The organism is Caulobacter sp. RHG1, assembly GCF_013181195.1.
GTDB lineage: Bacteria > Pseudomonadota > Alphaproteobacteria > Caulobacterales > Caulobacteraceae > Caulobacter.
Genome location: NZ_SMZP01000002.1, coordinates 32,725 through 51,920, shown reverse-complemented (window position 1 = coordinate 51,920; position 19,196 = coordinate 32,725). Strand labels below are relative to the sequence as shown.

The following is a 19,196-nucleotide window of genomic DNA, read 5'->3' as shown; positions in this document are numbered from 1 at the left end:
AAAAGCCTCTCCCGGGCGGGAGAGGCTTTCATCATCTACTTCTTCTTAAACGGCTTACCGGCCGGCTTGGCGCCGGGCTTGGCGTCGAAGCTTTTCTTGAAGGGCTTTGGGCCCTTGAACGGCTTGGCGGGGCCGTCGCCGTCGCGCTTGCCGGCATACGGCTTGGCGTAGGGCTTGGGGCCGGCGGCATTGTCGCTGAAGGCCTTCTTGAACGGCTTCTTGGCGAAATCGCCGTCCGCACGCGGCGCGCGGGGCTTGAACTCACGGGGAGCCTCAGCGCCGGCCTCGTGGCGCGGCTTGAAGGCGCGCTTGGGAGCGCCTTCGCTGTCCTGCGGCGAGTAGGGGCGCGGGGCGTCGTTGTCGCGCTTGAAGTCACGCGGCGCGTCGTTGTCGCGCGGGGCGCGGCGGGGCTTGTAGTCGCCCTTGGGCTCTTCGCCGCGGCCGTATGGCTTGGCGTTGCTGAAGCCGTCGTCGCCATAGGCGGCCGGACGCGGGGTGTGGTCGCGCGAGCCCGGAGCGTTGGCGCGGGGCGCACGAGGGGCGTCTTCACGCGGCGCGCGCGGCTTGTACTCACGCGGGCCGTCGTTCTCACCACGCGGCGGACGCGGCGCATATTCACGGCGCGGACCGGCTTCGCGGGCGGCCGGAGCCGTCGTCGGGGTGATCGAGACGTCCTCGCGCACCGTGGCCTGGGCGGCCGCGCCGAACTTGGTGGCCGCCTCGGCCGAGATCTCGAACTTGGTGTCGTAGTCGAAGATCCGGATCGAACCGATGTCTTTCTTGGTGATATGGCCCAGGCGGCAGATCATCGGGATCAGCCACTTCGGATCGGCGTTGCCACGACGGCCGACGCTGATGCGGAACCACTCCGAGCCGTCCATGCTGACGCGCGGCTCGCGCTCGGGACGCTCGAAGCGCTCGCCCGGCTCGCGAGGTTCGCGCGAACGCGGACCCGGATCGGCGCCGTGGCGCGGATCGTCATAGATGTCTTCCGGCGACGGCAGCTTGGCGCGGCGAGTGCGGATCAGCGCGGCGGCGATTTCCACCGGCGTGCGCTTGGCCAGCATGGCTTCGGCCAAGGCGATGTCTTCCTCGGTCGAGGCTTCGGCGAAGATCGGATCCTCGAGCAGACGCTCCTGATCCTTCTCGCGGATCGAGTCGGCGCTGGGGGCGCCGCCCCATTCGGCCTCGACGCCGGCGGCGAACAGCAGCTGCTCGGCCTTGCGGCGGCGGGTGTAGGGGACGACCAGGGCCGAGACGCCCTTCTTGCCGGCGCGGCCGGTGCGGCCCGAACGGTGCAGCAGCGTGGCTTTGTTGATCGGCAGCTCGGCGTGGATGACCAGGCCCAGGTCCGGCAGGTCCAGACCGCGGGCGGCGACGTCGGTGGCGACGCAGACGCGGGCGTGGCCGTCGCGCAGGGCCTGCAGGGCGTCGGCGCGTTCGCGCTGGCTCAGCTCGCCCGACAGGCCGACGACGGCGAAGCCGCGCTCGCGCAGCTTGGCGTGTAGCGAACGGACGCTCTCACGGGTGTTGGCGAACACCAGGGCCCCGGGGGCTTCGAAGAAGCGCAGCAGGTTGACGACGGCGTGCTCGACCTCATTGGGGGCCACGCGCACGGCGCGATATTCGATGTCGCGGTGCGGCTCGTTGCGGCCGATGGTGTCGATGCGGACGGCGTCATTCTGATAGCGCTTGGCCAGTTCGACGATGTCGCGGGCCAGGGTCGCCGAGAACAGCAGGGTGCGACGCTCGGGCGAGGCGGCGTCGAGGATGAACTCCAGGTCCTCACGGAAGCCCATGTCCAGCATCTCGTCGGCCTCGTCGAGGACGGCGACCTGCAGCTTGGACAGGTCCAGGTGGCCGCGCTCGATGTGGTCGCGCAGGCGGCCCGGGGTGCCGACGACGATGTGGGCGCCGTAGTTCAGGGCGCGCTGCTCACGACGGGCGTCCATGCCGCCGACGCAGTTGACCACCACGGCCTTCGCTTCGGCATAAAGCCAGGTCAGTTCGCGATTGACCTGCATGGCCAGTTCGCGGGTCGGGGCGATGACCAGGCACAGCGGCTCGGCGGCGCGGTGGAAGACTTCGTTCTCGCCCAGCAGGGTCGGCGCGGCGGCGAGACCGAAGGCGACGGTCTTGCCCGAGCCGGTCTGGGCGCTGACCAGCAGGTCGCGCTCGGCGGCGTCGGCGGCCAGAACGGCGGCCTGGACGGGGGTGGGCTCGGCATAACCCTGAGCGGCGAGAGCCCGCTCAAGAGCGGGGTGGGAGGCGGGGAAGGGCATCTTGGTCCAGTTCATTTGCGGCCACGCACACAAAAACGCGTGGCTCGCGCCAATGACCAAATCGGGCCCCTGAAGCCTTGAACGCTTCCCTCGGACCGCTTCTTGGTCGAATTCCAACGAAAATAGCCCCCTCCGCGCGGAAGGGGGCTCGATGAGCCGTCTTATGCCGCTGTGTCGGGGGCAAAGGCAAGCGTTGCTGCCAATTTGTCGCAGTTCAGGCCAGGGCTGTGTCTTCACAGTGACGCCGGCCGAGCTCGGCGCAGGCCCGCACCTGACCGCGGAGCTTATCCTCTGGCGCTTCGCGCGACCCGGGGCAGGCCCATCCGCCGGCGAAGCCGGTGGAGGGGGGCTGTGCCGTCCTTACAGCGTCAACCCATACAGCCGCCGGTCACGCCGTTCGCCATCCCGATGCACGGCGCCCTTCAGATAGCCCTCGGCCTTGAAGCCCAGTTTTTCCATCAGGCGTTCGGCGCGGTTGTCGCCGACGTGGATACTGGCGACCAGGCTCTTGAGGCCGCCGGCGGCGGCATGGGCGAGGAGGGCGCTGACGGCTTCGGCGCCGAAACCCTGGCCCCAGCCCAGGCGAGCGATCACGAAGCGGATCTCGGCGCGGTCGTGCCGCTTGTCGATGTCGATGAATTCGCAATAGCCCAGGAACGCGCCGCTCGTCGTATGGCGGATCGACCAGTACTCGGCGGCGCCGGCGGTCATCTGCTCGACCTGGGCGGCGACGCGGCTTGTGACTTCGTCGGGATCCTCGATCGGCTCCTGGTCCAGGTTGGACATCACCTCGGCGTCGCTGAAGAACGGATAGATCAGGGCTGCGTCTTCAGGCTTGAGCGGGCTGAGGGACAGGCGTTCGGTTTCGAGGATCATGCGGTCCGGAAGCTGGGCTTGAGGGCTGCGTGGAAGGCTGCGACAGATCTTGCGATCCAGGGTAGGCTTCCCAGCTATGGCGTGGAGCCGTCTCTAGTGATAGAGGGGCCGCTTCGTTTTTCGCGCGGCTTTTTGACCGCGCCCGGATCGAGAACACATTCGCATGCTTATCGGCGTCCTGCTGGCCATCAACATCATCGTCTGCCTCGGTCTGATCGGGGTGGTCCTGCTGCAGCGCTCCGAAGGCGGTGCGCTGGGCATGGGCGGCGGCAACTCTGGCAGCTTCATGACCGCCCGCGGCGCCGGCGACCTGCTGACTCGCATCACCTGGATCCTGTTCTCGATCTTCCTGGTGATCAGCCTGATCCTCACCATCCTGACCGGCCGCAGCAACAGCGGCGGCTCGATCGTCGATCGCCTGGACATGCAGAACCTGGATTCCAAGACGCTGAACGCCCCGGCCGCTCCCATCCCAGGAGCGCCCACGCCGACCGCGCCGGCCACCACGGCTCCGGCCGACGCCCAGCCGGGCGCCATCCAGGCTCCGACGCCGCAGTTCAACCTGCCGGCCGCTCAAGCCCCGGCGGCTCCGGCGCCCGCCGCCTCGGCCCCGGCCGAGCAGCCCAAGCCCTAACGTCTTCTCTCGAAGGCTTCCGTCCGACCCCCGCGGGTGACCTCGGGGGTCGAAACTTGTTGATGAACACGGGTCTTAGCTCCCCGTGTCCACGAATCGCGGGTAACCTGATCGCCCATGACGCGGTACATTTTCATCACCGGCGGCGTGGTTTCCTCGCTCGGCAAAGGTCTGGCCTCGGCGGCGCTCGGCGCGCTGCTGCAAGCACGCGGCTATTCGGTCCGCCTGCGTAAGCTCGACCCCTATCTCAACGTCGATCCGGGCACGATGAGCCCGTATCAACACGGCGAGGTGTTCGTGACCGACGACGGGGCCGAGACCGACCTGGACCTTGGCCACTACGAGCGCTTCACCGGCGTGTCGGCCAAGAAGGCCGACAACATCACCACCGGCCAGATCTACAAGACGATCATCGAGAAGGAACGCCGCGGCGACTATCTGGGCGCGACCGTCCAGGTGATTCCGCACGTCACCAACGAGATCAAGGACTTCGTCCTGTCGCCCGCCATGGACGAGACGGGCAAGAAACCGGTCGATTTCGTGCTGGTCGAGATCGGCGGCACGGTCGGCGACATCGAAGGCCTGCCGTTCTTCGAGGCCATCCGCCAGCTGCGACAGGACTTGCCGCGCGGCCAGAGCTGCTACGTGCACCTGACCCTGCTGCCGTTCATCAAGACGGCCGGCGAGATGAAGACCAAGCCAACGCAGCACTCGGTCAAGGAGCTGCGCTCGATCGGCATCCAGCCCGACATCCTGCTGTGCCGCTGCGAGCAGGAGATCCCGGCCGAGGAAAAGCGCAAGATCGCCCAGTTCTGCAATGTCCGCCCCAGCGCGGTCATCCAGGCGATGGACAGCTCCTCGATCTACGCCGTGCCGATCGACTATCACCAGGAAGGCCTCGACGCCGAGGTCCTGGACGTGTTCGGCCTGCACGATGCGCCGGCGCCGGATCTGTCGCGCTGGAAGGCGATCGACGACACCGTCCAGCATCCCGATGGTGAAGTGACCATCGCGGTCGTCGGCAAATACACCGTCCTGAAGGACGCCTATAAGTCGCTGATCGAAGCCCTGCATCACGGCGGCCTGGCCAACAAGGTCAAGGTCAACCTGGACTGGGTCGAGAGCGAGACCTTCGAGGGCGACGAGGGCGCGGCCGCGGCCCGCCTGGAGAACGCCCACGCCATCATGGTGCCCGGCGGCTTCGGCGAGCGGGGCGCGGAAGGCAAGATCCGCGCGGCCCAGTTCGCTCGCGAACGCAAGGTGCCGTACTTCGGCATCTGCTTCGGCATGCAGATGGCCGTCATCGAGACCCTGCGCAACGTCGCCGGCATCAAGGACGCCTCGTCCAGCGAGTTCGGCCCGACCGAGCGTCCGGTGGTCGGCATCATGACCGAGTGGATCAAGGGCAACGAGACGGTCCAGCGCCGCGCCAACGACGACCTGGGCGGCACCATGCGCCTGGGGGCCTATGACGCCGTCCTGACGACCGGATCCAAGGTCGCGCAGATCTACGGCTCCACCGAGATCAGCGAGCGTCACCGCCACCGCTACGAGGTCAATATCGGCTATGCGCACCTGATGGAGGACGCGGGCCTGAAACTGACCGGTCGTTCGCCTAATGGCGTGCTGCCCGAGATCGTCGAACGGGACGACCATCCGTGGTTCATCGGCGTTCAGTACCACCCGGAACTGAAGAGCCGTCCGTTCGCCCCGCACCCGCTTTTCGCCAGCTTCATCGCCGCGGCGAAGGAGCATGGGCGCTTGGTGTGACGGTTTTTCCCCGGTGCTGTTGCATCCGGGGAGAGATTCGGGCATAAGCCCCCGCTCACGCGGCGACCTGGGGCGAACCCGAGTCGCCGCTTCCGATTTTCAAGCTCAGCGAGCAGAGTCACTTCGATGGCCGTTCCCAAAAGAAAAACTTCGCCTTCTCGCCGGAACATGCGCCGGTCGCACCACGCCCTGGGCGCTAACTCGTTCGTCGAGGACAAGGACACCGGTGAGCTGCGCCGCCCGCACCATGTCGATCTGAAGACCGGCATGTACAACGGCAAGCAGATCCTGACGCCGAAGGAAGACTAAGGTCTCCTTCCGTCACTGACGGCTTCGAAAGCGCCGCCCGACTCGCTCGGGCGGCGTTTTTCGTTCTGAGATCGGAAAACGGTGTTATCCTCCGACCAGGGAGGAGCGCCCATGCTCACACGCCGGAACATCGCGGCGGGACTGGGTCTTTCGTTCGCCGCGCCGTCGGTGCTGGCGCAAACGATCACGCCGGTCTCGTTGACGCAGACCCCGCCCACACCTGCCGCTGCCGAAGATTCGCTGCTGATCTTGGACGCCTCCCAGGATCAGGACGAGCGTCTGGCCGTGCCGGTCCGGATCAACGAGGTCGAGGGCTTCAACTTCACGGTCGATACCGGCGCCGACCGTTCCGTGCTCTCGGAGAGGCTGGCCGAAAGGCTGAGCCTGCCGCGGGGCCCGGACGTGATGGTCCACGGCGTGTCCGGCTCCATCCAGTGCGCGACGGCCCAGGTGGCCAGCCTGAGCGCCGGGGAGGCCCGGATGGCCGACACCATTCTGCCGATCCTGCCCTACGACCGGATCGGCGCGGACGGCCTTCTGGGCGTCGACATCCTGGAGGGGCGCAACGTCGTCATGGATTTCGGCCGCAACCGGCTCGAAGTCCGGCGCAGTCGACGCACGCCCGATTTCCTGTACACGACCCGCGACGTCTCCGTGGTGGCGCACGAGAAGTTTGGCCGGCTGACGATCGCCAAGGCCAAGATCGGCGGAGCCCGGTCGCTGGCCTTCGTCGATTCGGGCGGCGGCGTGAGTATCGGCAACATGGCCCTGGGCCGAGCCATCGCCGCCCGACGACGCGGATCTTCGGACGCCGTGCAGCCCGCTCGCCTGCTCACCGCCTCCGGCGAAATGCAGCTGGGCGAATTTCGGGTCGTGCCGACGATCACCATGGGCGACCTGCGGATCACCAACATTCCGATGGCCTTCGCCGACATTCACATCTTCGACTACTGGAGCCTGAACAATCAGCCCGCGGCGCTTCTGGGCATCGATGTGCTGCGGCTGTTCGCCCGCGTCGAGCTGGATTTCGGCGCGGATCGGGTGCTGTTCAGGCTGGGGCAGGGCGGCTTCGCCCCGACCCTGAACGCCTGACCGTTACTGCGAGCGGCCGCGGCTCATCACCTGGCGACGGCGGGCCTCGACCTTTTCCGGCGTGACCTCGCGATTATGCGCTGAGGAGCGGGCGTGTTCGGTCTTCAGGCCTTCGCCGAAGGTCTGGGCGTAGCCCTCGTCGATCAGGCCCTTGTAGAACGACAGGGTCTCGACCGGTATCGAAGCCATGTCTTCGGCCAGCTTCACGGCGGTCGCCAGCAGGTCGGCGGCGGGGACCACACGGTTGACCAGGCCCCAGTCGGCGGCGGTGCGGGCGTCCAGGAAGTTGCCGGTCAGCGACAGTTCCTTGGCGCGATGGACGCCCACCAGGCGCGACAGCTTCTGCGACAGGCCCCAGCCCGGCATGATCCCGACCCGGGCATGGGTATCGGCAAAGCGGGCGGTCTCCGAGGCGATCAGCACGTCGCAGGCCAGGGCCAGCTCGAAGCCGCCCGTGATGGCCACGCCGTTGATCGCGCCAATCACCGGCTTGCGGCAGGTCTCGACGGCGCGGACCGGATTGGACCGGGCGTCCTGGTCATTGGCCGCGCCCATGGCGTCCGGATCGCCGCCAAGCTCCTTGAGGTCCAGCCCCGCGGTGAAGGCCTTCTCGCCGGCTCCGGTCAGGACGACGACGCTGACGTCCGGGTCCTGATCGAGATGGACCATGGCGTCGTGCAAGGCCTTGCGCAGCGCTTTGGACAGCGCGTTCATGGCCTCGGGGCGGTTCAGGGTGACGATGGCGATCGGGCCGCGGCGTTCGACGTCCAGCATGGCTTCCTCCTGTTTGCGCGATGTTCCGTGGCTGCCCCGAGGGGAAGTCAAGTTGCGCCCGAGCCGCTTGGCGGCTAAGGCTCCCGCGCCTTTTGGCCTTGAGGAGCAGTCATGACCGAGATCGTCGACATCATCGCCCGCGAAATTCTCGACAGCCGGGGCAACCCGACCGTCGAAGTCGACGTCATTCTGGAAGACGGCGCCTTTGGCCGCGCCGCCGTCCCGTCGGGCGCCTCGACGGGCGCGCACGAAGCCGTCGAGAAGCGTGACGGCGACAAGGATCGCTATCTGGGCAAGGGCGTCCAGCAGGCCGTCGACGCCGTAAACGGCGAAATCTTCGATGCTCTGTCGGGTGTGGACGCCGAGGACCAGCGCCGCCTGGACAACCTGCTGATCGCGCTGGACGGCACGCCGAACAAGGCCCGCCTGGGCGCCAACGCCATCCTGGGCGTCTCGCTGGCCGCCGCCAAGGCCGCGGCCGAGTCGGCCGGCCTGCCGCTCTACAAGTACGTCGGCGGCGTGAACGCCCGCGTGCTGCCGACCCCGATGATGAACATCATCAACGGCGGCGCCCACGCCGACAATCCGATCGACATCCAGGAATTCATGATCCTGCCGACCGGCGCCAAGGAATTCCGTGAAGGTCTGCGCATGGGCGCCGAGATCTTCCACGCCCTGAAGAAGGCCCTGAAGGACGCCGGCCACAACACCAATGTCGGCGACGAGGGCGGCTTCGCCCCGAACCTGGCGTCGGCCGAAGCCGCGCTCGACTTCATCGTCAAGGCTGGCGAGAAGGCTGGCTACAAGGCCGGTGAAGACTTCGTTCTGGGCCTGGACGTCGCCTCGACCGAGTTCTTCAAGAACGGCAAGTACGAGCTGGAAGGCGAAGGCAAGTCGCTGGATCCGGCCCAGATGGTCGACTATCTGGCTGGCCTGGCTGGCAAGTTCCCGATCCTGTCGATCGAGGACGGCATGGCCGAAGACGACTTCGAAGGCTGGAAGCTGCTGACCGACACCCTGGGCAAGAAGGTCCAGCTGGTCGGCGACGACCTGTTCGTGACCAACCCGGCGCGCCTGCAGATGGGCCTGGACAAGGGCCTGGCCAACTCGATCCTCGTGAAGGTCAATCAGATCGGCACGCTGTCGGAAACCATCGACGCCGTCGAACTGGCCCACCGCCACGGCTACACCAGCGTCATGAGCCACCGTTCGGGCGAGACCGAGGACAGCACCATCGCCGACCTGGCCGTGGCCCTGAACTGCGGTCAGATCAAGACCGGCTCGCTGGCCCGTTCGGATCGTACGGCGAAGTACAACCAACTGCTGCGCATCGAGGAGATGCTGGACGACCAGGGCGTCTATGCCGCCCGCGCGGCGCTGAAGGGTCGCTAGGACCCTTCCAGATCGCTGGAACTGACGAAGGCGCGGCCCCGAAAGGAGCCGCGCCTTTTGCTTGAACGGGTCTCCGGCGCCATCTGGCGGCGACGATTCTGCAGGCGCTGGATGCGATTTCCGGACTCGGCGCAGGGTTACTCTCGGGGTTAACCCACAATTTTTCTAAAAGCTTGGCAGTCGTTTCAAACGAGACCAGTTGCGCGCTGTTCGCGGTCGCGAAAGGACTTCGGCGATGCGGCATCTAGATGCGCCTGAAACCATCTCACGTGAAAGCATCGTTCGCCTGACGCGCGAGAGATCGAGCGTCGTTCTCAATGCCCAGATTTAGAAGGCGTTAAGCACGGTCGGCGATCCTGCGAATCCCTCTCTGGGACGCTCAGATGTTCGCCCGACTGCAACCCTTCCTGCCGACTGCGGCGATCTTTTTCCTGATTTTCTACTTCGCCTTTCACGCTCTGACGGGTGATCGAGGCCTGCTGTCCATCTCGCAGCGCAGCGCCGATCTCGCAGCGAAAACAAGGGAACTCAGGAAGATACGTGCGGAGAGGATGGACCTGGAGGCCCGCGCTCGTTTATTACGCAGCGGCAGTCTGTCGGCTGATCTCCTGGAGGAACGTGCGCGTTCACTCCTAGGATACGCCGACCCGAGGGACTATGTGATCCGGGTCAAGCGTCCCAGCTGACCGGTCGCGTAGTCTGCGGAAACGACTGCCGGTCGGTTCACGGATCATCTGATCCAGGGCCGGACTGACGGTGCATCAGAGCGTTTCCTTCGCGGAACCGACGACGTCTTCGGCGGGAAATGCTCTCAGGGCTAAGGCCGCGATGAAGATTGGCCAGGGAGATTTGAATGGCGCGTACGCGCAAGGCTGAGGCCTCTGAGGGGAAGGCGCCGGAAACCGGTGTCAACACCTTCGTCGGCAAGGACGAACTCCTGAAATTCTATCAGGACATGCTGCTGATCCGCCGCTTCGAGGAGCGCGCCGGCCAGCTGTACGGCATGGGCCTGATCGGCGGCTTCTGCCACCTGTACATCGGTCAGGAAGCCATCGCGGTCGGCATGCAGTCGATTTCGCAGCAGGGCGACCAGATCATCACGGGCTATCGTGACCACGGCCATATGCTGGCCGCCGGCATGGATCCCCGCGAGGTCATGGCTGAGCTGACCGGCCGCGCCGGCGGTTCGTCCAAGGGCAAGGGCGGGTCGATGCACATGTTCGACATCGCCACCGGCTTCTACGGCGGCCACGGCATCGTCGGCGCCCAGGTGGCGCTCGGCACCGGCCTGGCGCTGGCCAACCACTACAAGGGCAATGGCAACGTCTCGTACGCCTACATGGGCGACGGCGCGGCGAACCAGGGCCAGGTCTACGAGAGCTTCAACATGGCCCAGCTGTGGAAGCTGCCGGTCGTGTACGTGATCGAGAACAACCAGTACGCCATGGGCACCAGCGTCGAGCGCGCGGCGTCTGAAACCGACTTCCACAAGCGCGGCACCTCGTTCCGGATCCCGGGCGAGCAGGTCGACGGCATGGACGTCGTGGCGGTTCGCGAAGCTGGCGCCCGCGCCACCGAGCACGCCCGCAGCGGCCAGGGTCCCTACATCCTCGAGATGAAGACCTATCGCTATCGCGGCCACTCGATGTCGGACCCGGCCAAGTACCGCACCAAGGAAGAGGTCGACGAGGTCAAGACGACTCGCGACCCGATCGATCACATCAAGGAACGCCTGGCCGCCGCCGGCGTCACCGAAGACGACCTGAAGGGCGTCGACGCGGAAGTGAAGCGCATCGTCGCCGAAGCCGCCGAGTTCGCCCGCACGAGCCCCGAGCCCGATCCCTCGGAACTGTATACCGACGTCTACCTGGAGGCCGCCGAGTGACGGACATCCTGATGCCCGCGCTTTCCCCCACGATGGAGGAAGGCACCCTGGCCAAGTGGCTCGTCAAGGAAGGCGACACCATCAAGGCCGGCGACGTGATCGCCGAGATCGAGACCGACAAGGCGACGATGGAAGTCGAAGCCGTCGACGAAGGCGTGATCGAAGCCATCCTGATCCCGGCCGGCAGCGAGAACGTCAAGGTCAACACCCTGATCGCGCGCCTGAAGGGCGAGGGCGAAGCTTCGGCTCCCGCTGCTCCGGCCGCCGCGCCCGCCGCTGCTGAAGCCGCTCCGGCTCCGGTCGCCGCCGCCCCGGCCGCGGGTGGTCCGATCTCGGCCGCCTCGACCTTCGCCGATCCGGACATCGCCGGTAAGCCGCTGAAGAAGATCACGGTCCGCGACGCCCTGCGCGACGCCATGGCCGAAGAGATGCGCCGCGATGACCGCGTGTTCCTGATGGGCGAGGAAGTCGCTCAGTATCAGGGCGCCTACAAGGTCAGCCGTGAACTGCTCCAAGAGTTCGGCGACAAGCGCGTCATCGACACCCCGATCACCGAGCACGGCTTCGCCGGCATGGGCGTCGGCGCGGCGATGGCTGGTCTGAAGCCGATCGTCGAGTTCATGACCTGGAACTTCGCCATGCAGGCGATCGACCACATCATCAACTCGGCCGCCAAGACGCTGTACATGTCGGGTGGCCAGATCAAGTCGTCGATCGTGTTCCGCGGCCCGAACGGCGCGGCCTCGCGCGTTGGCGCCCAGCACAGCCAGGACTACGCCGCCTGGTACGGCAACGTCCCCGGTCTGAAGGTCATCGCGCCTTACGACGCCGCTGACGCCAAGGGCCTGCTAAAGGCCGCCATCCGCGATCCGAACCCCGTCGTCTTCCTCGAACACGAGATGATGTACGGCCACGAGTTCGACATTCCGGACGTCGAGGACTGGGTCGTGCCGATCGGCAAGGCCAAGGTCCGTCGCGAAGGCACGGACGTGACCCTGGTGGCCTACAGCCGCATGGTCGGCTTCGCCCTGAAGGCGGCTGAAGAGCTGGAGAAGGAAGGCATTTCGGCGGAGGTCGTCGACCTGCGCACGATCCGTCCGATGGACCACGAGACCGTCCTGGAAAGCGTCAAGAAGACCAACCGTCTGGTCACGGTCGAGGAAGGCTGGGGCCCGATGGGCGTCGGCTCCGAGATCGTCTCGCGCATCACCGAGTTCGGCTTCGACTATCTCGACGCCCCGCCGCTGCGCGTTTGCCAGGAAGACGTGCCGCTGCCTTACGCGGCGAACCTGGAAGTCCTGTCGCTGCCGTCGGTCGAGAAGATCGTCAAAGCGGCCAAGACGGTCTGCTACCGCTAAGACTGGCGCGGCCCTCGCTCCCGACGAGCGGGGGCCGCATCGTCTTGGCCAACGAATTCATCCCGCGTCAAAGCGGGGTATCGGGGCGCGAGCCGTCCCGAACGATTGAGGAAAAAGCTCAATGTCGATCGACATCCTGATGCCCGCCCTGTCGCCCACCATGGAGGAGGGGACCCTCGCCAAGTGGCACGTCAAGGTCGGTGACACCGTCAAGGCCGGCGACGTGATCGCCGAGATCGAGACCGACAAGGCGACGATGGAAGTCGAAGCCGTCGACGAAGGCGTGATCGGGGCCATCCTGGTCGACGCCGGCACCGAGAACGTCAAGGTCAACGCCCTGATCGCCAAGCTGGCAGGTGAGGGCGAGAGCCCGGCTCCGGCTCCCAAGGCCGAAGCGCCCAAGGCCGCCGCCGCTGCGCCGGCTCCGGCCGCTGCCCCCGTCGCTGCTCCGACCCCTGCTGCCGCGCCGGCCCCGGTCGCTGCTGACGGTTCGCGCGTCCTGGCTTCGCCGCTGGCTCGCCGCCTGGCCTCGACCGCCGGCCTGGACCTGAAGGCCATCAAGGGCACCGGCCCGCGTGGTCGCGTGGTCAAGGCCGACGTCGAAGCCGCCAAGTCTGGCGCCCCGGCCGCCAAGGCCGCGCCGACCGCCGCAGCAGCTGCTCCGGCCGCCGCCGAGCCGCGCAAGGTTCAGTCGCTGGAACAGATGGGCATCCCGGCCGGCTCGTACGACCTCGTTCCGCTGGACGGCATGCGCAAGACCATCGCGCGCCGCCTGACGGAAAGCTTCCGCGACGTGCCGCACTTCCCGCTGACGATCGACATCGAGCTGGACGGCCTGCTGACTGCCCGCGCGAAGATCAACAGCCTGCTGGAAGGCCAGGGCGTGAAGGTGTCGGTCAACGACATCGTCATCAAGGCCGCCGCCGTGGCGCTGAAGCGCGTGCCGGAGGCCAACGCCTCCTACACGCCGGAAGGCATCGCCATGCACAAGCATGCCGACATCGCCGTGGCCGTGGCTATCGACGGCGGCCTGATCACCCCGATCATCCGCGCCGCCGAGACCAAGGGCCTGGCCCAGATCTCGGCCGAGATGAAGGACCTGGCCGCCCGCGCCAAGGCCAAGAAGCTTAAGCCCGAGGAATTCCAGGGCGGCACCTTCTCGGTCAGCAACCTGGGCATGTTCGGCATCAAGGCCTTCTCGTCGATCATCAACGAGCCGCAAGGCGCGATCATGAGCGTCGGCGCGGGCGAGCAGCGTCCGGTGGTCAAGAACGGCCAGCTGGCCGTGGCCACCGTGATGACCGTGACCCTGACCTGCGATCACCGCGTGGTCGATGGCGCGGTCGGCGCTCGCTTCCTGGCGGCCTTCAAGCCGCTGATCGAAGAGCCGCTGACCCTGATCGTCTGATCCGGTTCGCGGAGTAGGGGACGGCTATGTCGGTTTACGACTATTCGGCCAAGACGCTGGACGGCCAGGACGCGAGCCTGGCCGACTATCGCGGCCAGGTGCTGCTCATCGTGAATACCGCCAGCAAGTGCGGGTTCACGCCTCAGTACGAAGGCCTCGAAGCGCTCTACAAGGCTCACAAGGACCGTGGCTTCACGGTCCTGGCCTTCCCCTGCAACCAATTCGGCGCTCAGGAGCCGGGGAACGCCGAGGAGATCGCGAACTTCTGCTCGCTGACCTACGACGTGACCTTCCCGGTAATGAGCAAGATCGACGTCAACGGCGCCGAAGCCCACCCGCTCTACAAGTTCCTCAAGAAGGAACAGAAGGGGCTGCTGGGCACGGAGGCGATCAAGTGGAACTTCACCAAGTTCTTGATCGGCCGCGATGGCGAGGTCGTCGACCGTTTCGCGCCCACCGTGAAGCCCGAAGACCTGAAGGTCGCGGTCGAGGCGCTGCTTTGAATTTCCCGGACCGGTTTGCAGACCGGTCGACCGGCGTCGCCGCGTTCGCGCGGCCGTCGTCCAAGCTAGGGTAAGAAGACTATGTCCACGGAATTCGATGTCGTCGTCATCGGCGCCGGTCCTGGCGGCTACGTGGCCGCCATCCGCGCCAGCCAGCTGGGCCTGAAGACGGCCATCGTCGAGCGCGAGAACCTGGGCGGCATCTGCCTGAACTGGGGCTGCATCCCCACCAAGGCGCTGCTGAAGTCCGGCGAGATCTTCGAGCAGCTGTCGCACCTGGACAGCTACGGCCTGTCGGTCGAGAAGCCGGCCTTCGACTTCACCAAGATCATCGAGCGTTCGCGCGGCGTGGCCAAGACCATGTCGGGCGGCATCGCCTACCTGATGAAGAAGCACAAGATCGAGGTCATCGAAGGCGAGGCCAAGCTAGAGAAGGGCAATCCGGCCCCGAAGCTGGTCATCGCTCTGAAGGCCGGCGGCAGCCGCACGGTCCAGGCCAAGAACGTGATCCTGGCCAGCGGCGCCCGCGCTCGCGAGATCCCCGCCATCGGCGCGGTCTCGGACGGCGACAAGATCTGGACCTATCGTGACGCCCTGGCGCCCAAGACCATGCCAAAGTCGCTGGTCGTGATCGGCTCGGGCGCCATCGGCATCGAGTTCGCCAGCTTCTACCGCGCCCTCGGCGCCGAAGTGACCGTCGTCGAAGCCCTGGACCGCATCATGCCGGTCGAGGACGCCGAGGTCTCCAAGGCCGCCCAAAAGGCGTTCGAAAAGCGCGGCATCACCTTCCGTATTGGCGCCAAGGTGTCCAAGGTCGAGAAGACCAAGGACGGCGTCTCGGTGACCGTCGACGTCGGCGGCAAGATCGAGCAGCTGACCGCCGAGAAGTGCATCGTCGCCGTCGGCATCGCGCCCAACAGCGAAGGCCTGGACGCCGTCGGCCTGAACCTGGATCGCGGCCACGCCGTGACCGACAAGCACTGCAAGACCAACGTCCCGGGCCTCTACGCCATCGGCGACATCGCCGGCGGTCCCTGGCTGGCCCACAAGGCCAGCCACGAGGGCATCCACGCCGCCGAGGCCATCGCCGGCTACAAGACCCCGAACGTCAACTCGCCGATCCCGGGCTGCACCTACGCCAACCCACAGGTCGCCTCGGTCGGCTACACCGAGGCCGGCGCCAAGGCCGCCGGCATCGAGGTCAAGGCGGGCCGCTTCCCGTTCAAGGTCAACGGCAAGGCCGTGGCCGCGGGCGAGATCGAAGGCTTCGTGAAGACCGTGTTCGACGCCAAGACCGGCGCCCTGATCGGCGCCCACATGATCGGCCACGAAGTCACGGAAATGATCCAGGGCTTCGTTACCGCGATCACGCTGGAAGCGACCGAGGAAGACATTCACGGCATCGTCTATGCGCACCCGACCATGTCGGAAGCCATGCACGAAGCGGCGCTGGACGCCTACGGTCGCGTCCTGCACATCTAGGACGAACTCTAAGGATACTGGATGGCGCGCAAGGCCGCCGCGACGACGGGTGAGAAGCCGGTGAAAGCTCGGAAAGGGTCCAAGACGACCCTTTCCGAGGCCAATCTGGTCGACCTGGGTCCCGAGCGCCTGGCCGCCATCCTGCTCGATCTCTCCAGCGACAGCCACGTCAAGCGCGTGCTGCGGCTGGAGCTGTTCGCCGAGTCGAACACCGAAGGCCTGGCGCTGGAGATCTCCAAGCGCCTGGCGACGGTCGGCAAGTCCTCGTCGCGCATCAACTGGCGCAAGCGGGCGGCCTTCGCCAAGGACCTCGACCTGCATCGCCAGATGATCGAGCGGCTGGCGCAGGACGACGCCACCGCCGCGCTCGATCTGATGCTCGACCTGCTGGACATGGCGACGCCGACCCTGGATCGCCTCAGCCAGGCCGAGGGGCCGATCGGCGACGTCTTCACCGCCGCTCGGGACGGGATCGCCGCGGTGGCCGTCGGCGCCTTGCCCGACCCGATCGTTCTGGCCGACCGCATCGCCCTGCTGCTGCGCCGCGACGACTACGCCCAGTTCGGACCGCTGGTGAACGCCCTGACCCCAACGCTGGGGCCGAAGGGGCAGGCCCATTTGCGACAGACGCTGGAGGCCGCGCTGGGCGCACGCTCGCCCCGTTCGGCCAGCCGTGTCGACGCCATCTACAAGGACGCCCTGCGCCGGCTGGCCGACGCCAGCGGCGACGTCGACGCCTTCGAGGCCACTTTCGCGCCGGACCTGCGCCGCACGCCGCTGGTCTCGGCCGAGATCGCCCGCCGGCTGCTGGCGGCGGGGCGGGCGGAGGACGCCCTGGCGACCCTGCAGGCCGGCGCGCCCAGCGAGAAGAGCGGTCGCCACCAGAGCTCGCTGGAAGAGCGTTCAACCTGGGAAGAGGCGATGCTGGACGCCCTGGAGGCCACGGGCCACCAGGACGAGGCCCAGAAGCGCCGTTGGGCCGAGTTCGAGCGGACGCTGTCGATCCCACGCCTACGGGCCTATCTCAAGGGCCTGCCGGACTTCGACGACGTCGAGGCCGAGGACCAGGCCAAGGCCGTCGCCAAGCGCTTCCCGCAGTTCGACCGGGCGCTGGCGTTCCTGGTCTCGTGGCCGGACCTGCCGGCGGCTTCGCGGCTTATCCTAAGCCGCGCCGGCGAGATCCATGGGGGCGACGACACTCTGATGGCCGAGGCAGCGCGCCGGTTGGAGGGCAGCTATCCGCTGGCCGCGACCCTGCTGCTGCGGGCCTCGATCCAGTACGTGCTGACCTATGGCGTCGCCCCGCGCTATGCCGAGGCTGCGCGGCAGTTGCTTGAGGCGGAGTCGCTGTCGGTCGTGATCGGCGACTTCGGTGAATATCCCGACCATGAGGCCTTCGTCGCCGACTTGCGGGCCATGCACAGCCGCAAGCAGGGCTTCCGCAGTGAGCTGGAAGCCCTTGGGGCGACCTTCTAGGGCTTTTTGCGGACCTGGGCGTCGATGCTCCACTCGCCGCCGCCCTGGAAGACGAAATACAGGAATACGAAGCAGTAGAGGATCGCCGGCTCGCCGCCGTTCAGTCCGGGCCAGAAGCCCTGGCTGGCGTGGGCCGTGAAATAGGCCACCGCCATCATGCCCGACAGCAGGAACGCGAACGGCCGCGTGAACAGCCCGATCAGGATGTGCGCGCCGCCGAAGATTTCCAGCGCCCCGGCGATCGTCAGGATCAGCGGCAGCGGACTGGGCGCGCCGGGCTGCGGTCCCGGGAACTGGAACAGCTTCATGAAGCCGTGCTCCATGAAGAGCAGGGCGACGATGATCCGCAGCACGCTCAGAACGCGCGGCGACCAGACGTAGAGACGTTCCATCACGCGGCCTCCGCCATGCGCTGGATGGCGACATAGTCGGTCTTGCCGCTGCCCAGCACAGGCACCTGGGTGACCTTGAGGATCTTGCGCGGCACGGCCAACTCCGGCGCGCCGATGCTCTGGGCATGGGCGACCAGTGAAGTGACGGCGGCGTTCTGGCAGTCGGTGACCAGGACCAGTTTCTCGCCCTTCTTCTTGTCTGGCATCGAGATCACGGCGTGGCGGCCGTCGGGCCACACGGCGGAAGCGAGGTCCTCGGCAGCCGTCAAGGAGACCATCTCGCCGCCGATCTTGGCGAAGCGTTTGACGCGGCCCTTGATGGTGATCCACAGGTCGTCGCTCATGGTGACGACGTCGCCGGTGTCATGCCAGCCGCCCTCGGGCGCGTCGACGCCGCCGTCCTCGCGCAGATAGCCGGCCATGATGTTGGGACCGCGCACCAGCAGGCGACCGCCTTCGGCGATGCCCTCGACAGGCTCGATCTTCCATTCCTGTCCCGGCAGCAGGCCGCCGACCGTGCCGCGGCGATTGTCGTCCGGTTTGTTGACCGCGATCACCGGCGAGGCCTCGGTCGCACCGTAGCCTTCCAGCACCGGCACCGCGCCGAACTTCTCCTGGATCAGGTCGTGGGTTTCTTCGCGGACCTTCTCGGCGCCGCAGACGATGAACTTCAAACCGGCCATCTCGTCGCGCTCGGCGGCGCGGGCGTACTGGTTGACGAAGGTGTCGGTCGCCAGCAGCACAGAGGCGCCTGTATCCTTAAGCAGGGGCGGGATCTGCTTGGTGTGCAGCGGCGAGGGGTACTGGAACGCCTTCATGCCGCTCATGATCGGCAGGATCACGCCGGCGGTCAGGCCAAAGCAGTGAAACACCGGCAACGGGTTGAAGAACACCCAGTCCGGATCCAGCGCGATGTGCGCGGCGATCTGCTGGGCGTTGGACACCAGGTTGGCCTGGGTCAGCACCACGCCGCGCGGCGCGCCGAAGCTGCCCGACGTGAACAGAACCACACCCTTGTCGCTGGGCTTGGCCGGGGCGCGGAACTGGCGCGGGAACAGGCCGGCGGCGGCGGCGAACAACTTGTCCGTCAGGCCGATCGTGCCGCGCACGTCTTCCAGATAGGTGACCTCGGCCTGTTCGCTGATGGCGTCGACGATGTCGTGCAGCTTGCCCAGCTCGATGAACTTGTGGGCGGTCAGGACGCGCTTGATCCCGGCCAGCTTGCAGGCGGCCTTGATGTTCCGCAGGCCCGCCGTGAAGTTCAGCATGGTCGGTACGCGCCCGAAAGCGTGCAGGGCGAAGAAGGTCACCACCGATCCCGCGCCGGACGGCAGCAGGATCCCCACGTGCTCGCCCGGCTTGGTCATGGCCGCGATCTTGCGGCCCAGCGCGAAGCTGGCCCGGATCAGGTCCGTGTAGCTAAGGGGTTTGCGGTCCTGATCTTCAAGGATCGGTTTCTTGGCCCCGAACTTGTCCTTGGCGTCGATCAGGGCGTCGAAGATGGCCTTGTCGCTATTACGCGCGTCGTAAGCTACCGGCATGCCGGCGAAACCTCCCCGAGGA

17 protein-coding genes are annotated in these 19,196 nt (G+C 66.8%); 12 read left to right on the top strand and 5 right to left on the bottom strand.

Annotation, left to right across the window (positions count from 1 at the left end; translation table 11 throughout):
* Positions 1–35: 35 nt before the first annotated feature.
* Together E1H18_RS04155 and E1H18_RS04150 are read right to left on the bottom strand one after the other, a co-directional pair.
* The gene (locus tag E1H18_RS04155; protein WP_172265619.1) at positions 36–2,282 is read right to left on the bottom strand and encodes a DEAD/DEAH box helicase; all 2,247 of its coding nucleotides are present in this window, start codon (positions 2,280–2,282) and stop codon (positions 36–38) included.
* 360 nt (positions 2,283–2,642) lie between these two features.
* Positions 2,643–3,158, bottom strand: coding sequence for a GNAT family N-acetyltransferase (locus E1H18_RS04150; protein ID WP_172263998.1), 516 nt, complete (start codon positions 3,156–3,158; stop codon positions 2,643–2,645).
* Between the two features lie 163 nt (positions 3,159–3,321).
* On the opposite strand from E1H18_RS04150, the gene secG reads away from it, so the two are divergent.
* The 4 genes from secG (at position 3,322) to E1H18_RS04130 (ending at position 6,963) form a co-directional block, all read left to right on the top strand.
* Complete coding sequence (gene secG / locus E1H18_RS04145) at positions 3,322–3,792, top strand: preprotein translocase subunit SecG (RefSeq protein ID WP_172263996.1); 471 nt, start codon at positions 3,322–3,324, stop codon at positions 3,790–3,792.
* 117 nt (positions 3,793–3,909) lie between these two features.
* Positions 3,910–5,562: a CTP synthase gene (locus tag E1H18_RS04140; RefSeq protein ID WP_172263994.1), complete on the top strand. Its 1,653-nt coding sequence runs from the start codon at positions 3,910–3,912 to the stop codon at positions 5,560–5,562.
* A 126-nt stretch (positions 5,563–5,688) separates the two neighbouring features.
* Complete coding sequence (rpmF, locus tag E1H18_RS04135) at positions 5,689–5,871, top strand: 50S ribosomal protein L32 (RefSeq protein ID WP_172263992.1); 183 nt, start codon at positions 5,689–5,691, stop codon at positions 5,869–5,871.
* A gap of 111 nt (positions 5,872–5,982) precedes the next feature.
* Positions 5,983–6,963 carry an aspartyl protease family protein gene (locus E1H18_RS04130; RefSeq protein ID WP_172263990.1) on the top strand — a complete coding sequence of 327 codons (981 nt, stop codon included), beginning with the start codon at positions 5,983–5,985 and terminating at the stop codon, positions 6,961–6,963.
* 3 nt (positions 6,964–6,966) lie between these two features.
* On the opposite strand, the gene E1H18_RS04125 is transcribed toward E1H18_RS04130, so the two are convergent.
* Positions 6,967–7,737, bottom strand: a complete 771-nt coding sequence (locus tag E1H18_RS04125) for an enoyl-CoA hydratase (RefSeq protein WP_172263988.1) — start codon at positions 7,735–7,737, stop codon at positions 6,967–6,969.
* Positions 7,738–7,848: 111 nt separating this feature from the next.
* On the opposite strand from E1H18_RS04125, the gene eno reads away from it, so the two are divergent.
* The 8 genes from eno to E1H18_RS04085 all read left to right on the top strand — a co-directional run bounded on the left by eno (position 7,849) and on the right by E1H18_RS04085 (position 17,241).
* The gene (gene eno, locus E1H18_RS04120) at positions 7,849–9,129 is read left to right on the top strand and encodes a phosphopyruvate hydratase (protein ID WP_172263986.1); all 1,281 of its coding nucleotides are present in this window, start codon (positions 7,849–7,851) and stop codon (positions 9,127–9,129) included.
* A gap of 383 nt (positions 9,130–9,512) precedes the next feature.
* A complete protein-coding gene (locus tag E1H18_RS04115; RefSeq protein WP_172263984.1) occupies positions 9,513–9,815 on the top strand; it encodes a septum formation initiator family protein in 303 nt (100 codons plus the stop codon).
* Between the two features lie 167 nt (positions 9,816–9,982).
* Positions 9,983–11,014 carry a pyruvate dehydrogenase (acetyl-transferring) E1 component subunit alpha gene (gene pdhA / locus E1H18_RS04110; protein ID WP_172263982.1) on the top strand — a complete coding sequence of 344 codons (1,032 nt, stop codon included), beginning with the start codon at positions 9,983–9,985 and terminating at the stop codon, positions 11,012–11,014.
* Positions 11,011–12,372, top strand: coding sequence for a pyruvate dehydrogenase complex E1 component subunit beta (locus E1H18_RS04105; RefSeq protein WP_172263980.1), 1,362 nt, complete (start codon positions 11,011–11,013; stop codon positions 12,370–12,372). Before pdhA ends, E1H18_RS04105 begins: the two co-directional genes overlap by 4 nt.
* 121 nt (positions 12,373–12,493) lie before the next feature.
* The gene (locus E1H18_RS04100; RefSeq protein ID WP_172263978.1) at positions 12,494–13,780 is read left to right on the top strand and encodes a pyruvate dehydrogenase complex dihydrolipoamide acetyltransferase; all 1,287 of its coding nucleotides are present in this window, start codon (positions 12,494–12,496) and stop codon (positions 13,778–13,780) included.
* 26 nt (positions 13,781–13,806) lie between these two features.
* A complete protein-coding gene (locus tag E1H18_RS04095; protein ID WP_172263976.1) occupies positions 13,807–14,283 on the top strand; it encodes a glutathione peroxidase in 477 nt (158 codons plus the stop codon).
* Between the two features lie 81 nt (positions 14,284–14,364).
* Complete coding sequence (gene lpdA / locus E1H18_RS04090) at positions 14,365–15,765, top strand: dihydrolipoyl dehydrogenase (protein ID WP_172263974.1); 1,401 nt, start codon at positions 14,365–14,367, stop codon at positions 15,763–15,765.
* Positions 15,766–15,786: 21 nt separating this feature from the next.
* A complete protein-coding gene (locus tag E1H18_RS04085; RefSeq protein WP_172263972.1) occupies positions 15,787–17,241 on the top strand; it encodes a DUF6880 family protein in 1,455 nt (484 codons plus the stop codon).
* Here the strand turns inward: E1H18_RS04085 and E1H18_RS04080 are convergent.
* Positions 17,238–17,633, bottom strand: a complete 396-nt coding sequence (locus E1H18_RS04080; RefSeq protein ID WP_172263970.1) for a DoxX family protein — start codon at positions 17,631–17,633, stop codon at positions 17,238–17,240. The two genes, E1H18_RS04085 and E1H18_RS04080, sit on opposite strands and share 4 nt — an antisense overlap.
* Positions 17,633–19,174: an AMP-binding protein gene (locus E1H18_RS04075; RefSeq protein WP_172263968.1), complete on the bottom strand. Its 1,542-nt coding sequence runs from the start codon at positions 19,172–19,174 to the stop codon at positions 17,633–17,635. The genes E1H18_RS04080 and E1H18_RS04075 overlap by 1 nt, the downstream gene beginning before the upstream one ends.
* Positions 19,175–19,196: the final 22 nt, after the last annotated feature.

Bases quoted from the DNA above. Each gene is read 5' to 3' on its own strand.
- pdhA (WP_172263982.1), top strand. From the start codon at position 9,983: ATGGCGCGTACGCGCAAGGCTGAGGCCTCTGAGGGGAAGGCGCCGGAA.
- E1H18_RS04125 (WP_172263988.1), bottom strand. From the start codon at position 7,737: ATGCTGGACGTCGAACGCCGCGGCCCGATCGCCATCGTCACCCTGAAC.
- E1H18_RS04150 (WP_172263998.1), bottom strand. From the start codon at position 3,158: ATGATCCTCGAAACCGAACGCCTGTCCCTCAGCCCGCTCAAGCCTGAA.
- E1H18_RS04100 (WP_172263978.1), top strand. From the start codon at position 12,494: ATGTCGATCGACATCCTGATGCCCGCCCTGTCGCCCACCATGGAGGAG.
- E1H18_RS04155 (WP_172265619.1), bottom strand. From the start codon at position 2,282: ATGCCCTTCCCCGCCTCCCACCCCGCTCTTGAGCGGGCTCTCGCCGCT.
- E1H18_RS04075 (WP_172263968.1), bottom strand. From the start codon at position 19,174: ATGCCGGTAGCTTACGACGCGCGTAATAGCGACAAGGCCATCTTCGAC.
- E1H18_RS04115 (WP_172263984.1), top strand. From the start codon at position 9,513: ATGTTCGCCCGACTGCAACCCTTCCTGCCGACTGCGGCGATCTTTTTC.
- E1H18_RS04095 (WP_172263976.1), top strand. From the start codon at position 13,807: ATGTCGGTTTACGACTATTCGGCCAAGACGCTGGACGGCCAGGACGCG.
- secG (WP_172263996.1), top strand. From the start codon at position 3,322: ATGCTTATCGGCGTCCTGCTGGCCATCAACATCATCGTCTGCCTCGGT.
- E1H18_RS04140 (WP_172263994.1), top strand. From the start codon at position 3,910: ATGACGCGGTACATTTTCATCACCGGCGGCGTGGTTTCCTCGCTCGGC.
- lpdA (WP_172263974.1), top strand. From the start codon at position 14,365: ATGTCCACGGAATTCGATGTCGTCGTCATCGGCGCCGGTCCTGGCGGC.
- E1H18_RS04130 (WP_172263990.1), top strand. From the start codon at position 5,983: ATGCTCACACGCCGGAACATCGCGGCGGGACTGGGTCTTTCGTTCGCC.
- E1H18_RS04085 (WP_172263972.1), top strand. From the start codon at position 15,787: ATGGCGCGCAAGGCCGCCGCGACGACGGGTGAGAAGCCGGTGAAAGCT.
- E1H18_RS04080 (WP_172263970.1), bottom strand. From the start codon at position 17,633: ATGGAACGTCTCTACGTCTGGTCGCCGCGCGTTCTGAGCGTGCTGCGG.
- rpmF (WP_172263992.1), top strand. From the start codon at position 5,689: ATGGCCGTTCCCAAAAGAAAAACTTCGCCTTCTCGCCGGAACATGCGC.
- eno (WP_172263986.1), top strand. From the start codon at position 7,849: ATGACCGAGATCGTCGACATCATCGCCCGCGAAATTCTCGACAGCCGG.